Consider the following 13,661-nt stretch of genomic DNA (forward strand, 5'->3'; position numbering starts at 1 on the left):
CGAACGCGAGCGCGCGGCTAGAGCCCGCGGGCGAGGCGGTGGTACGCGGCGTTCCAGGCGACCTCGTGCCGGAAGTCGCGGATGCGGGTGTCCTCGTCGATCACGAGCAGCTCGGTCTCGACGATGCGCGCGAGGTCCTCGAAGGCCTCGAGGCCGACGGCCGTCGACATCACCGTGTGGTGCGCGGCGCCGGCGGTCAGCCAGGCCTCGGCCGACACGGGGAACGACGGGCGGGGCTTCCACACCGCACGGCCGACGGGCAGGTTCGGGAGGTCCTCGTCGGGTTCGACCACGTCGACCACGTTGACGGTCAGACGGAAGCGGTCGCGCACGTCGCTCATCGCGACGACGACGGCCGGGCCGGGGTCGGCCGAGAAGACCAGGCGCACCGGGTCGTCCTTGCCGCCGATGCCGAGCTCGTGGACCTCGAGCGAGACGCGACCCGAGGTCAACGCGGGGCTGACCTCGAGCATGTGCGCTCCGAGGATCTTCTCCTCGCCGGGCACCAGGTGGTACGTGTAGTCCTCCATCAGGGAGGCGCCACCCGGCAGACCGGCGCCCATCACGTTGGCCGCGCGCACCAGCACCGAGGTCTTCCAGTCGCCCTCGGCGCCGAAGCCGTAGCCCTCGGCCATGAGGCGCTGCACCGCGAGGCCGGGCAGCTGCCTGAGCGCCCCGAGGTCCTCGAAGTTGGTCGTGAAGGCGCTGAAGCCGCCCTCCTCGAGGAACGACCGCAGTCCGAGCTCGATCGCGGCGCCGTCGCGCAGCGACTGGTGACGCTCGGCGCCCTTCCGCAGCTCGGGCACGACGTCGTACTCGGCCTCGTAGACGGCGACGAGCTCGTCGATCGCGGTCTCGGAGGCCGCCGCGACGGCCTCGGCCAGCTCGTTGACGGCCCAGGTGTTGACCTGGACGCCGAACGCCAGCTCGGCCTCGGTCTTGTCGCCCTCGGTCACGCCGACGAAGCGCATGTTGTCGCCGAACCGGGCGAGCTTCATGGAGCGCATGGCGGCCGCACCGGCCGCGGCGCGCATCCAGGTGCCCACCTGGCCCTGCACGCGGGGGTCGCTGACGTGGCCGACGACCGTCTTCCGCGGCACCCCGAGGCGGGTCTGCATGTAGCCGAACTCGCGGTCGCCGTGGGCGGCCTGGTTGAGGTTCATGAAGTCGAAGTCGATGTCGGCCCAGGGCAGCGCCACGTTCGCCTGCGTGTGCAGGTGCAGCAGCGGCTTGCGGAGGGCGTCGAGGCCGCCGATCCACATCTTGGCCGGGCTGAAGGTGTGCATCCAGGCCGTGACGCCGATCACCGAGTCGTCGAGGTTGGCCTCGAGCATCGTGCGGCGGATCGCGTCGGCGTCGGTCAGCACGGGCTTCCAGACCAGGAGCACCGGGACGTCGGAGGCGGCGGCGAGCTCGTCGGCGATGGCGCGCGACTGGTCGGCGACCTGCTTCAGGGTCTCCTCGCCGTAGAGGCCCTGGCTGCCGGTGAGGAACCAGACCTCCTTCGAGGCGAGGAAGGCGGTGGGGTCGAGGGTGTCGTTCGTCACTTCAGTTCTCCTGCAGGCTTCTGGCCATATACATTCTGGTATCGGTCGAACAGAGCGTCGATGCTCTGCTGAGGGATGGGGATGGGCTCGCCGAGCTGGCGGGTGATGTGCACGGTGCGGGCGACGTCCTCCGTCATGACGGCGGCCTTGACGGCGTCGCGGGCGTCCGTGCCGATCGTGAACACGCCGTGGTTCTGCATGAGCACGGCACGGCTGCGGTGGCCGGTCAGCGTCGCGACGATGCCCTCGCCGATCGACTCGTCGCCGATGATCGCGAACGGCCCGACGGGGATCTCGCCGCCGAACTCGTCGGCCATCGCCGTGATGACGCAGGGGATGGCCTCGCCGCGCGCGGCCCAGGCCGTCGCGTAGGTCGAGTGGGTGTGCACCACTCCCCCGACGTGCGGCATGGTGCGGTACACGTAGGCGTGGGCGGCCGTGTCGCTGGAGGGGCTCCGGTCGCTGCCGGGCGTGCCCTCGAGCACGGTGCCGTCGAGGCGGCAGACGATCTGGTTCTCGGGGGTCAGGTCGTCGTACGAGACGCCGCTGGGCTTGATCACGAAGAGGTCGGTGCCGGGCACGCGGCCCGAGACGTTGCCGCCCGTCCAGACGACCAGGCCGTATCGGACCAGCTCGGCGTGCAGCGCGGCGACGTCCTCGCGGGTCGCGTCGATGGCCGCCTGGGTCTGACGATCGATCCAGCCGGTCATGCGGAGGCCCCGATGCTGCTGTCGGCGGCGGTCTGCTCGACCGAGTCCGTGCCTCCGGCGCCTTCGCTGCCCGGCCCCGAGGAGGCGCGGGTCGCCTCCCGACGCATCGCCCGCAGGCGGTGCATCACGTCATTGCCGCCGCGGCCGAACCAGTCGTGCAGCGTGAGGTACTCGGCGTAGAGCGCGTCGTAGGCGTCGGCGTTCGCGACGTCGGGCGTGTAGGTGGCGCGCTCGACGCTGCCCATGGCCTCGGCGGCCGAGCGGATGTCGGGGTAGAGCCCGGCGGCGACCGCGGCGTGGATCGCCGAGCCGAGGGCGGGGCCCTGCTCGCTCGTGATCGTCGAGATGGGCAGGCGCAGCACGTCGCTGTAGGTCTGCATCAGGTGCTTGTTCTTCAGCAGGCCGCCGGCCGCGATGAACTCGGTGACGGGCACGCCCGACTCCGTGAACGCCTGGACGATGCGACGCGTGCCGTAGGCCGTGGCCTCGAGCAGGGCGCGGTAGCCCTCCTCGGGCGTGGTGGCGAGCGTCTGGCCGACGATCACGCCGCTGAGCTCGTGGTCGACGAGCACCGAGCGGTTGCCGCTGTGCCAGTCGAGCGCGACGAGCCCGTGGGCGCCGACGGGCTGCTGGTAGGCGAGGTCGGTGAGGTACTGGTGCACGCTCGTGCCGGCGGCGGCCGCGGCGTCGACCGACGACTGCGGCACCTGGTTCTTGACGTACCAGGCGAAGATGTCGCCGACGCCGGACTGCCCGGCCTCGTAGCCGTAGAGGCCGTCGACGATGCCGCCGTCGACGACGCCGCACATGCCGGGGACCTCGGCGAGCGTGGAGCCGTTCATCACGTGGCAGGTGCTCGTGCCCATGATGGCGACCATCTGGCCGGGCTGCGTGGCCTTGGCGGCGGGGGCGGTCACGTGCGCGTCGACGTTGCCGACCGCGACGGCGATGCCCTCGGGCAGGCCCGTCCAGCCGGCGGCCTCGGCCGTCAGCGTGCCGGCCGCGTCGCCCAGGGCGCCGATCTCGTGCACGACCTTCGTCTCGGCGAAGTCGGCGAAGTCGGGGTTCAGCGCGGCGAGGAACTCGCGGCTCGGGTATTCGCCGTCCTGGTAGATGCCCTTGTAGCCGGCGGTGCAGGCGTTGCGGACGTAGCGGCCGCTGAGCTGCCAGACGATCCAGTCGGCGGCCTCGACCCAGTGCTCGGTGGCGGCGTAGACCTCGGGGTCCTCCTCGAGCAGCTGGAGGCCCTTCGCGAACTCCCACTCGCTCGAGATGAGCCCGCCGTAGCGGGGCAGCCAGCTCTCGCCGCGCTCGGCGGCGAGCTCGTTGATGCGGTCGGCCTGGCCCTGCGCCGCGTGGTGACGCCAGAGCTTGACGTAGGCGTGCGGGTGACCGGCGAACCGCTCCAGCTCGTTCAGCGGGGTGCCGTCGGCGGTGGTCGGCACCATGGTGCAGGCCGTGAAGTCGGTGCCGATGCCGACGACCAGCGCGGGGTCGACGCCCGAGGCGCGGAGGGCCTCGGGGACGGCGGTCTTGAGCACGTCGACGTAGTCGGACGGGACCTGCAGCGCCCAGTCGGCGGGGAGGCGCTCGCCCGTGCCGGGGAGGGTCGAGTCGACGACGGCGTGGGTGTACTCGTGCACGCCGGTGCCGAGCTCGGCGCCGTCCGAGACGCGGACCACGACCGCACGGCCGCTGAGCGTGCCGTAGTCGACGCCGACCACGTACGACTCGGCACCGCCGGTCGCGTGGGCCCGGCCTGCCGTGGCGGGTGCGGCCGGGGGAACGTGATCGACCATGATGACCTCTTCGTCGTCGGGGTGGACGGGCCGGGCCTCGTCCAAAGTGAGCGCTCACATTCTGCCATGTGAGCGCTCACTCCCGCAACGCGGAACGAGGTGACCCACCGGGGGCGTCGGCCGTGGCCGGCGGCCCCTGACGGGTCACCTCGATGCGGTTGAGCTCAGCTGTAGTCGTGCCCGGCGACGCCCGTCGCGCGGTAGACCACCGGGTCGGAGTCGGCCGTCTCGGGGTCGAGCTCGTACGTGATGTCCTCGCCGTCGGCCGCACCGGGTCGGGTCAGCGACTTGACCGGGGCACCGGCGATCGGCTCGAGCTGCTCGGTCGACACCTCGGCGCCGTCCTCGCCGACGAACGACGCCGTGTAGGTCGCGTCGCTCATGCCTGGACGTCTCCGCGCCACGCGCCCGTCTCGGAGCCCTTCGACTCGATGAACTCCTTGAAGTTCTTGAGGTCCTTCTTGATGGCGTGGTTGTCGGCTCCGAGCGTGTCGCCGATCTTCTCGAGGAAGCCCTTGGGCGTCCAGTCGATCTGCACCGTGACGCGGGTCTCGCTGTCGCTCAGCTTGTGGAACGTGACGACGCCGGCGTGGTCGACCTCGCCGCCGGTGCTGGTCCAGGCGACGCGCTCGTCGGGGTGCTGCTCGGTGATCTCGGCCTCGAACGTCTTCTCGACCGGGCCGACCTTGACCTTCCACACGGTGAGCGTGGGGGTGGTCTGCGTGATCGACTCGACCTCGTCGAGGAACTTCGGGAAGTCCTCGAACTGCGTCCACTGGTTGTACGCGACGCTGACGGACACGCTGACGTCGACGGTCTCGATTGCTTGCGACATGGTTCGTCCTAACGATTGTGGATCAGGTGGTCTGAGGTGGACGGTAGGTCCGTTCAGGTCACGAGGTCCGGTCGTCCAGCGGATTGGCAGGGCGTCGGGGGACGAGGAGGCGCGGGTCAGGTGGTCGCGCGCCGCACCAGCTCGGTCGGCAGCGTGATCGCCGCCGGCTTCTGCCCGTCGATCAGCTGCAGCAGCAGCCGCACCATCTCGGAGCTGATCCGGTCGAAGGGCTGACGCATGGTGGTCAGCGCCGGGCTGGTCGACTCGGCGATGCTCGAGTCGTCGAACCCGCCGACGGCGACGTCCTCGGGCACGCGGCGTCCGGCGTCCGCGAGGGCGTCGAGGGCGCCCGCCGCCATCCGGTCGTTGGCGGCGAACACCGCGTCGACGTCGGGCTCGGCCGCGAGGAGGTCGCGCATGGCCGCCTCGCCGCTGGCGCGCCCGTAGTCGCCGTGGCGCACGAGCGCCTCGTCGAGGTCCTCGCCGAGCTCGGCGCGGTAGCCCTCGAGGCGGGTGACGCCGCCGGGGGTGTCGAGCGGGCCGGCGATGGTCGCGATCCGGCGACGACCGAGCGACCGCAGGTGCGCCACCATCTCGCGGGCGCCCTCCTCGTCGTCGGCCGCGACGTAGCCCATCCGCTTCTGGTAGCCCAGCGGGATGCCGCAGGCGATCGCCGGAACGCCCGAGCCGACGATGTCGGCCAGCAGCCGCTGGCCGCTGTGCGCCGACACGAGCAGCACGCCGTCGACGTGGCCGGCCTCGATGTAGGCGACGGCGCGCTTCTGCTCGGCCGCCGACCCGGCCATGATCAGCACGAGCGACATGTCGCTGTCGGCGAGCGCCGCAGCCGCGCCCTTGAGCAGGGCCGAGAAGTTCGGATCCTCGAAGAGCTGCTGGTGGTCCTCGGTGAGCAGGAACGCGACCGAGCCGGTGCGGTTGGTGGCGAGGCTGCGGGCGTGCGGGTTGACCCGGTAGCCGGTCTTCTTGATCGCGGCGTCGACCGCGGCCTTGGCGTCGGGGCTGACCCAGCGCCCGCCGTTGAGCACGCGCGAGACCGTCCCTCGCGAGACGCCCGCCTGCTCGGCGACGTCGTTGATCGTGGGCCGCTGGCGGCCCGGCGTGCTCGTCACGCGGCCAGCCTAGGGCTCGGACCGGTCCGGCCGCGGGCGCCGCGCCTCCTCGGGGCCGCGCACCGCGCCTCCCGCCCTCGTCCGCGGCGTCGTGACGCCACTACTTGACGGCGCCGGCGGCGAGGTCGACCTTCCAGTACCGCTGGAGCACCAGGAAGATCAGGATCAGCGGGATGACCGACAGCAGGGCTCCGGTGATGACCAGCGTGTAGAGCGCCGGGGCCGACGCGCCCTGGTTCAGCAGACCGTTGAGCCCGACCGTGAGGGGGAAGAGCGAGTCGTCGCCGAGCATGATGTACGGCAGCATGAAGTTGTTCCAGATGGCGACGAACTGGAACAGGAAGATCGTCACCAGGCCCGGTCCGAGCATGGGCACCGCGATGCGGTGGAAGATGTGCAGCTCGCCGGCGCCCTCGGTGCGGGCCGCCTCGATCACGTCGGTCGGCACGGCGGCGGCGCCGTAGATGCGCGCGAGGTAGATGCCGTAGGGGCTGATGATCTGCGGCAGCAGCACGCCCCAGAACGTGTTGGTGAGGCCGACGTTCGCCAGCAGGAAGTACTGCGGGATCGCCAGGATGACGCCGGGCACCAGCACGCCCATCAGCAGCACGTTGAAGACGACCTTCTTGCCCGGGAACTCGAACTTCGCCAGCACGTAGCCGGACAGGGCCGAGACGTAGGTCGACGCGAGGGCGCCGATGCCGGCGTAGAGCGCGGTGTTGAGCATCCAGCGCCAGAACAGGCCGTCGCGGTACTGGCTGAGCGCGACGAGGTTGTCGAGCAGGTGCGTGCTGGGCGCCAGGGTGAAGGTCGAGAAGAGCTCGCCGCCGTCCTTGGTCGACGCCATGACGACCCAGAGCACGGGGAACAGGCAGTAGACCGCGCCGATCAGCACGATCGCGGTCGCGATCAGGCTGCGGCGCTCGGTGAGCGAGCTGCCGCCGGCGCGACGGGCGGTGCGGGGCCGACCCGCGCCTCCCGACCCGGTGCCCGAGGAGGCGCGGGTCGGGTCGGCCGCAGACGCGTCGCCCGTGCGGGTGGTGCCGTCGAGGTCCGTGATGGTCATGGTCAGTCCTCCTGGCCGAATGCTCGCTTCTGGACGACCTTGAGGAAGAAGAAGGAGACGATGAAGGTGGCGAGCGCGATGACGACCGAGGTCGCCGCCGCCGAGTAGATGTCGTCGCGGGTGAACGCGTCGCGGTAGACGAGCATCAGCGGCGACCAGCTGGTCGAGAGGCTGTTCGTCAGGGGGCGGAGCGTGGTCGGCTCGGCGAAGACCTGCAGGGTCGCGACCATCGAAAACAGCGCGGTCATGACGAGCGCGGGGGCGACCATCGGGATCTTGATGCGCAGGGCGATCTGCACCTCGGAGGCTCCGTCGAGTCGGGCGGCCTCGTAGATGTCGCTCGAGACGGCCTTCAGCGACGTGTAGATCACGATCATGTTGAAGCCGACGCCGCCCCAGAGCGCGATGTTGGCGATCGCGAAGAGGATGGTGCCCGAGCCGAGCACCCCGGGGACGTCCCAGCCGAGCCGCTCGAAGACGTAATAGAACGGGCTGACGGCCGGCAGGTACAGGAAGCCCCAGAGCAGCGAGCTGATGACGGCCGGCACGGCGTAGGGCAGGAAGATCGCGATGCGCGAGAACGACGTCGCGCGGGTGCGCTTCGAGTCGAGCAGCAGGGCGAAGAGCAGCGCCAGACCGAGCATGCAGGGCACGAGCACCAGGCCGTAGAGCAGCACCCGGCCGACGCTGGCGCCGAACTCGGGGTCGGTCAGGGTGCCGATGTAGTTCTCCAGCCCGGCGAAGCCCGTGCCGCGCGATGCGGAGCCGAGACCGAGACCCGAGACCTGCTTCTTCTGGAAGCTGAGGAACAGCGTGTAGATGATCGGCGCCGCCATGAACAGGACGAAGAGGACGATGCCGGGGGCGAGCATGGCGTAGGGCGTGAGCACCCGGCTGCGGAAGCTGCCCGTGCCGTGACGCCCGACGGGGGCGGTGGCACGGCGGTCGGACGCGGCGGTGTCCGGCGGGGTGATGGGGGTGAGCGTGTCGGCCATGACGGTTCCTCGCTGGTCGCGGACGGGGAGGGGGTGGAGGGACGGGAGGGGCGGCGCAGGGGGCCGCCCCTCCCGGGGATCTCGGCTACTCGACCGAGAACCCGCTCTTCACGAGGTCGTCCGTCGTGATCTCCTGCATGGCGTCCACGGCGTCCTCGAACGCCGACTGCGTGCGGGCGTCGGCGGCCTTGGCGAACTCGTCGTTGTAGGCGCTGAAGGCGACGTTGACGTTGGGTCCGTAGGTGAACGGCGAGACGGTCGACGACGCCTCGGCGGCGATGTCGTAGAAGTCGCTCTGCTGGCTGAAGAAGTCCGGCGGAGTGCTCAGGGCGTCGGATGCGGCGTCGGTCGCGGCGGGGTAGACGGCGGCGATGTCCGCGAGCGCGGCGACGGCCTCGGGGTCGGTGTTCAGCCAGGTGGCGAACTCGACGGCGGCCTCCTTGTTCTCCGACTGCGTCGTCACGGCCGTGGTCGAGCCGCCCCAGTTGCCGTCGGAGGGGTTCGCGGCGTCCCACTGCGGCAGCGGCGCGGCGGTCCACTTGCCGGCGGTGTCGGGTGCGTTGCCGCTCAGCACGCCCGGAGCCCAGACCGAGCTGATCCAGCCGACCTGCGAGCCGTCGTTGAGACCGGCGTTCCACTCGGGCGTGTACATCGGCTTGTTGTCGATCGCGCCGCTCTCGACGAGCCCGCCCCAGTACGAGGCGACCTGCTCGGTCGGGCCGTCGGCGATGTCGACGCCCCAGCTCTGGTCGTCGATCGACCACCACGAGGCGCCCGCCTGCTGCGACAGCCCGGCGAACCAGCCGGCGTCGTTGGCGGAGAAGGTGCCGAGGTACTTGCTCGGGTCGGCCTCGTGCAGGTCCTCCGCGACCTGGGCGTACTCGTCCCACGTGGTGGGGACGCTCAGCCCGTACTGGTCGAGGATGTCGGTGCGGTAGTAGGCCATCATCGGCCCGCTGTCCTGCGGGATCGCGTAGACGCCCTGACCGTCGAGGGTGACCGACGACCAGACGCCCTCGCTGAAGTCGCCCTCGAGGTCGCCCGCGCCCTGGTCGGTGAGGTCGGCGAGCGCGTCGGACGAGACCAGCGTCGGGATCTTCTGGTACTCGGCCTGGATCAGGTCGGGGGCGCCGCTGCCGGCCTTGATGGCGGTGAGCAGCTTGGTGATGGCGGGGTCGCCGCCGTCCTGCTTGTTGACCGTGACCTGGATGTCGGGGTTGTCCGCGTTCCAGATCTCCACGACCTTGTCGAGGTTCGGCGCCCAGGCCCAGTAGGTGAGCTCGACGGGTCCGTCGGAGGCGCTGCCGCCGGCGCCGGAGCAGCCGGTGAGGATGAGGGCCGCGGTGGCGACCGTGACGACGCCGATGCGGCGGAGTGAGCTGTGCATTCGTCCTCCTTGAGGAAAGCAAGAGCTGGTGGATCGGACAGCGCGAGCTTCGGAGAACCACCACGCTGTGCCTGTGAGCGGTAACAGTTACGCACAGGTCAATTGGCTTGTCAACACGCCTCGGGTCACTATTGCGCGTCTTTGCAGTGTGCTAGAACTGGGAGCGCACACAGTCAAAGGAGATCACCGCATGTCACTCGACCTCGACGCCCCGGCCGTCACGCCGACCCCCGAGTCCGACCCGCGTCGCACGACGAGCTGGCTGCCCGGCCGTGCCGACATCCGCTACGGCGGCGACTACAACCCCGAGCAGTGGCCGCGCGAGGTCTGGCTCGAGGACATCGCCCTGATGAAGCAGGCCGGCATCAACCTGGTCAGCGTCGGCATCTTCTCGTGGGCGCTGCTCGAGCCCCGCGAGGGCGAGTACGACTTCACGTTCCTCGACGACATCCTCGGCCTGCTGCACGACGCCGGCATCGACGTCGACCTCGCCACGCCCACCACGGTGCCGCCGGCCTGGTTCTGGTCGGCCTACCCCGACTCGCACCCGGTCACCCGCGAGGGGCTGACGCTCGGCCGCGGCTCGCGCGGCATGGTCAGCCCGAGCTCGCCCGACTACCGGCGCGCCGCCACCGCCATCACCGAGAAGCTCGCCGAGCGCTACGGCCGGCACCCGGCCGTGGTGCTGTGGCACGTGCACAACGAGTACGGCGCCCCGATCAGCGACGACTACGGCGTGCACTCGGTCCGCGCCTTCCGCGCCTGGCTGCAGACCCGCTACGGCACCCTCGACGCGCTCAACGCCGCCTGGGGCACGCTGTTCTGGGGCCAGACCTACGGCGAGTGGACCGACATCGACGCCCCCCGCGTCTCGGCCACGGTCGTCAACCAGACGCAGCGGCTCGACTTCGCGCGGTTCACCTCCGACGCCCTGCTCGCCTGCTACGTCGCCGAACGCGACGTGATCAAGAGGCACGCGCCGCACCTCCCGGTCACCACCAACTTCATGTCGACCAACTGCCCGTCGATCGACTACTGGAAGTGGGCCCGCGAGGTCGACGTCGTGGCCAACGACCACTACCTCGCCGCCGAGCGGCACGACAACCACGTGCTGCTCGCGATGGACGCCGACCTCAACCGCTCGCTGGCCGGCGGCGCCCCGTGGATGCTCATGGAGCACTCCACCTCGGCCGTCAACTGGCAGCCGCGCAACATCGCCAAGCGGCCCGGCGAGCTGGCCCGCAACAGCACCACGCACCTGGCCCGCGGCGCCGATGCCATCCTGTTCTTCCAGTTCCGGGCGTCGCGCTACGGCGCCGAGAAGTTCCACTCGGCGATGCTGCCGCACGCCGGCACCTCGTCGCGCATCTGGCGCGAGGTCGTCGAGTACGGCGCCGAGCTCGGCCGTCTGGCCGCGGTGCGGGGATCCCGGGTGGAGGCGCGGGTCGCGATCCTCTGGGACGTCGAGTCGTTCTGGGCCCACGACCTCGAGTGGCGCCCCTCGGTCGAGCTCGACCACCGCGAGCGCATCGTCGCCTTCTACACGGCGCTGTGGAACCTCGGCGTCACCGTCGACTTCCGCCACCCGCACGACGACCTCTCGGGCTACGACCTCGTGCTGGCCCCGTCGCAGTACATCGTCGACGCCGAGACCTCGGCGAACCTGACCTCGTTCGTCCGCTCGGGCGGCCGGTTCGTCGCCTCGTACTTCTCGGGCGTCGTCGACGAGAACGACGCCGTCCCGGCCGGCGGCGCGCCCGGCGGCCTGCGCGAGGTGCTCGGCCTGTCGGTGCCCGAGTTCCTGCCGCTCTACGCCGAGCAGATCGTCACGCTCGACTCGGGCGCCAGCGGCACCGGCTGGTCGGACGACATCGTGCTCGAGGGCGCGGAGGCGGTGGCCCGCTACACCTCGGGTCCCGCGGTCGGCGGACCGGCCGTCACCCGCAACCGGCTCGGCGACGGCACCGCCTGGTACGTGTCGACCCGCCTCGACGGCGCCGACCTCACCGCCTTCGTCCGCGGCGTGCTCGACGAGGCGGGCGTCGACGTCCCCGCGGACCGGGTCGAGGGACTCGAGGTCGTCGTCCGCCACGGCGACGACGCCGAGTTCACGTTCTTCGTCAACCACTCCGACGCCGACGCCGACGTCCGGGTCGACGCGGGGGTCGAGCTGCTCGGGGGCGAGGCCGTCGACGGGCCGCTGACGGTGCCGGCCGGCGGTGTGCGCGTGGTGCGGAGCCCGCGGGGCTGACCCGCGCCTCCTCGGCCTCCCCCTCCGACCCGCCCGCACCCGACGAGGGTGTCGGGCGGGTCGGCAGGTGAGCGGGAGGTGATCCTTCGTTCGCGGGTCGCGATGACGACTACACAGGGGCGATGAAGCACATCACGTTCGCGTCGAAGTCGCTGCTCGTCGGAGACGACGCGGCGGACACGCTGCTCGAGTACGCCGCTCTGCTGGCCCAGTCGGGCCAGGCCGACACCGTCGAGCTGAACGCGATCAACGCCGACGGCAACGCCGTGGTCGCGACCTTCCTGCTCGACGCCGGGGCGTCGCTGATGGCGGAGTCGACCACGAGCGAGATCGAGGCGCCCGACAACGCCGAGGCGATCGAGTACATGCGCTCCGAGATCGGCAGCACGTTCTCGGCGCTGCTGCCCGACGACATGAGGAGGCGCGAGCTCGACGATCGATCACCCGACGGCGAGTGACGGCTTTTCTTGAATTACTCAAAACAAGGGCGTAGAGTCATGGGCATGACCTCGACCTCCTCCTCCGCAGCTCAGCTCGACCCCCTGGGCGGCCAGTACGTCAGCCGCAGCCAGGCCCCCGCGACCGTCGGCTCGTACGTCGGGTCGACCCGCAGCGGCGACGTGACCGTCGGCTCGTACGTGTCGCACGCCCGCGAGCGCAACCTCGCCGTCGGCCGCTACACGCGCAGCCAGCTGCGCGGCGTCGTGGCCTGGACGACCGCGATCCGCACGCACACGGGTTCGATCGTCACGCGACGCGTCACGGCCTGACCGACCCCGCGCGGGGAGCGCACGACGGACGCCCCGGAGCAGTGCTCCGGGGCGTCCGTGCGTCGTCTGGCCGACGCGAAGATCACCGCACCATCGAGGTCGAACCACGGAACACATGGGGAACGACGTCTCGACGTGGTTTCAGCGGCGGAACCTGGTTGCACCCGGACCCGCCGTCGTGGCGCGTCGACTCAGCGGTAGAGGGTGGCGGACGGCTTCTCGCCGAAGCGCTCACCGTACGAGGCCGAGAATCGACCCAGGTGCGCGAAGCCCCAGCGGGTCGCGATCTGGGCGACCGTCGTCTCGCCCGGGCCGAGGTTCAGCAGATCGACGCGCGCGCGGTCGAGCCGGATGCCGCGCAGGTAGTCGGTGGGCGTCGTCCCCAGCTGACGGCTGAACGCGACCTGCAGCCCCCGCAGACCCAGACCGGCGTGCTCGGCGATCATGGTGGGCGTGATGGGCAGCTCGGCGTGCGTGTGCATGTACTCGACGGCGGCCCGCAGACGCGCGTTCCGCGGCACGAGCAGCTCGTCGGGCAGCTGCGGACCGCGGTGCTTGAAGGTGTTCAGCAGGGTGACGGCGGCCAGGCGCTTGACCTCGGAGCGCAACAGCGGCGTCGCCTCGCCCCCGATGACGGTCTTGGCGACCGTCGTGATGGTGTTCTTCCATTCGCGCAGGGCGTCCGCGTCGGGGACCGCCGTGTGGTCGAACTCGAGGGCGCCCGGCAGGGTGCCCTCCTCCTCCGCGGCCACGCGCTCGAGGAAGCCGGCGTTGAAGTGGACGAGATTCTGGCGGTAGTCCTCGAACTCGAACTCGAACAGCTTGCCGGTCGGGAACATCGCGGGACGCCCGATCTGGAGGGGCAGCTCGTCGCCGTTCAGGTCGTAGACGCCGGCGCCCCCGGTGATCCACGAGACGACGTACTCGTTCTCGGGCTGGATCGCCCCTTTGATGGAGCCGAGGAACATCGAGGACCGGAGGGTCATGTCCTCGTCGCCGGTGATCGTGTAGCGGTAGACGAAGTCGGACGCGCTCAGCTCGGCCTGGAAGCCCTTGCCGTTGTAGTCGTCCTCGTACATGGCGCGCGCCTGGTCCATGTCGCGACCGGCGATCTCCGAACGGATCGGGGGCTCGTTGTCGCGGGTCATGGCTCGATGTTCCCACATCGGGT

Annotated in this window: 13 protein-coding genes; 3 read left to right on the forward strand and 10 right to left on the reverse strand. The window is 70.7% G+C overall.

All coding sequences use genetic code 11. The features are described 5' to 3' along the window. Positions 1–17 precede the first annotated feature (17 nt). From araA to FFA01_RS06325, 9 genes are all read right to left on the reverse strand, one after another. Positions 18–1,547, reverse strand: a complete 1,530-nt coding sequence (gene araA, locus FFA01_RS06285) for an L-arabinose isomerase (protein ID WP_146854115.1) — start codon at positions 1,545–1,547, stop codon at positions 18–20. After that, a complete protein-coding gene (locus tag FFA01_RS06290) occupies positions 1,544–2,257 on the reverse strand; it encodes an L-ribulose-5-phosphate 4-epimerase (RefSeq protein WP_146854117.1) in 714 nt (237 codons plus the stop codon). Before FFA01_RS06290 ends, araA begins: the two co-directional genes overlap by 4 nt. Then, complete coding sequence (gene araB, locus FFA01_RS06295) at positions 2,254–4,056, reverse strand: ribulokinase (RefSeq protein WP_146854282.1); 1,803 nt, start codon at positions 4,054–4,056, stop codon at positions 2,254–2,256. Before araB ends, FFA01_RS06290 begins: the two co-directional genes overlap by 4 nt. Positions 4,057–4,220: 164 nt before the next feature. Further along, positions 4,221–4,439, reverse strand: coding sequence for a hypothetical protein (locus tag FFA01_RS06300; RefSeq protein ID WP_146854119.1), 219 nt, complete (start codon positions 4,437–4,439; stop codon positions 4,221–4,223). Beyond that, on the reverse strand, positions 4,436–4,891 hold the full coding sequence (locus tag FFA01_RS06305; RefSeq protein WP_146854121.1) for an SRPBCC family protein: 456 nt from the start codon (positions 4,889–4,891) through the stop codon (positions 4,436–4,438). The genes FFA01_RS06300 and FFA01_RS06305 overlap by 4 nt, the downstream gene beginning before the upstream one ends. A 116-nt stretch (positions 4,892–5,007) precedes the next feature. Continuing rightward, the gene (locus FFA01_RS06310; RefSeq protein WP_146854123.1) at positions 5,008–6,021 is read right to left on the reverse strand and encodes a LacI family DNA-binding transcriptional regulator; all 1,014 of its coding nucleotides are present in this window, start codon (positions 6,019–6,021) and stop codon (positions 5,008–5,010) included. A gap of 100 nt (positions 6,022–6,121) precedes the next feature. Further along, the gene (locus tag FFA01_RS06315) at positions 6,122–7,087 is read right to left on the reverse strand and encodes a carbohydrate ABC transporter permease (RefSeq protein ID WP_146854125.1); all 966 of its coding nucleotides are present in this window, start codon (positions 7,085–7,087) and stop codon (positions 6,122–6,124) included. A gap of 2 nt (positions 7,088–7,089) precedes the next feature. Further along, the gene (locus FFA01_RS06320) at positions 7,090–8,082 is read right to left on the reverse strand and encodes a carbohydrate ABC transporter permease (RefSeq protein ID WP_146854127.1); all 993 of its coding nucleotides are present in this window, start codon (positions 8,080–8,082) and stop codon (positions 7,090–7,092) included. An 85-nt stretch (positions 8,083–8,167) separates the two neighbouring features. Further along, positions 8,168–9,469: an ABC transporter substrate-binding protein gene (locus FFA01_RS06325; RefSeq protein WP_146854129.1), complete on the reverse strand. Its 1,302-nt coding sequence runs from the start codon at positions 9,467–9,469 to the stop codon at positions 8,168–8,170. 190 nt (positions 9,470–9,659) lie between these two features. Between FFA01_RS06325 and FFA01_RS06330 the strand changes: the two genes are divergently transcribed. The 3 genes from FFA01_RS06330 to FFA01_RS06340 all read left to right on the forward strand — a co-directional run bounded on the left by FFA01_RS06330 (position 9,660) and on the right by FFA01_RS06340 (position 12,490). Further along, complete coding sequence (locus FFA01_RS06330; protein WP_146854131.1) at positions 9,660–11,720, forward strand: beta-galactosidase; 2,061 nt, start codon at positions 9,660–9,662, stop codon at positions 11,718–11,720. Between the two features lie 122 nt (positions 11,721–11,842). Then, entirely contained in the window at positions 11,843–12,178 is a 336-nt protein-coding gene (locus tag FFA01_RS06335; RefSeq protein WP_146854133.1) for a hypothetical protein, read from the forward strand. 45 nt (positions 12,179–12,223) lie between these two features. Beyond that, a complete protein-coding gene (locus tag FFA01_RS06340; protein ID WP_146854135.1) occupies positions 12,224–12,490 on the forward strand; it encodes a hypothetical protein in 267 nt (88 codons plus the stop codon). A 191-nt stretch (positions 12,491–12,681) separates the two neighbouring features. Here FFA01_RS06340 and FFA01_RS06345 read toward each other — a convergent pair whose 3' ends face one another. Next, a complete protein-coding gene (locus tag FFA01_RS06345) occupies positions 12,682–13,638 on the reverse strand; it encodes a helix-turn-helix transcriptional regulator (protein WP_167627301.1) in 957 nt (318 codons plus the stop codon). Positions 13,639–13,661 lie beyond the last annotated feature (23 nt).

The organism is Frigoribacterium faeni (genome assembly GCF_007988805.1).
Classification (GTDB): domain Bacteria; phylum Actinomycetota; class Actinomycetes; order Actinomycetales; family Microbacteriaceae; genus Frigoribacterium; species Frigoribacterium faeni.

Bases quoted from the DNA above. Each gene is read 5' to 3' on its own strand.
- FFA01_RS06290 (WP_146854117.1), bottom strand. From the start codon at position 2,257: ATGACCGGCTGGATCGATCGTCAGACCCAGGCGGCCATCGACGCGACC.
- araB (WP_146854282.1), bottom strand. From the start codon at position 4,056: ATGGTCGATCACGTTCCCCCGGCCGCACCCGCCACGGCAGGCCGGGCC.
- FFA01_RS06300 (WP_146854119.1), bottom strand. From the start codon at position 4,439: ATGAGCGACGCGACCTACACGGCGTCGTTCGTCGGCGAGGACGGCGCC.
- FFA01_RS06305 (WP_146854121.1), bottom strand. From the start codon at position 4,891: ATGTCGCAAGCAATCGAGACCGTCGACGTCAGCGTGTCCGTCAGCGTC.
- FFA01_RS06315 (WP_146854125.1), bottom strand. From the start codon at position 7,087: ATGACCATCACGGACCTCGACGGCACCACCCGCACGGGCGACGCGTCT.
- FFA01_RS06320 (WP_146854127.1), bottom strand. From the start codon at position 8,082: ATGGCCGACACGCTCACCCCCATCACCCCGCCGGACACCGCCGCGTCC.
- FFA01_RS06325 (WP_146854129.1), bottom strand. From the start codon at position 9,469: ATGCACAGCTCACTCCGCCGCATCGGCGTCGTCACGGTCGCCACCGCG.
- FFA01_RS06330 (WP_146854131.1), top strand. From the start codon at position 9,660: ATGTCACTCGACCTCGACGCCCCGGCCGTCACGCCGACCCCCGAGTCC.
- FFA01_RS06335 (WP_146854133.1), top strand. From the start codon at position 11,843: ATGAAGCACATCACGTTCGCGTCGAAGTCGCTGCTCGTCGGAGACGAC.
- FFA01_RS06340 (WP_146854135.1), top strand. From the start codon at position 12,224: ATGACCTCGACCTCCTCCTCCGCAGCTCAGCTCGACCCCCTGGGCGGC.
- FFA01_RS06345 (WP_167627301.1), bottom strand. From the start codon at position 13,638: ATGACCCGCGACAACGAGCCCCCGATCCGTTCGGAGATCGCCGGTCGC.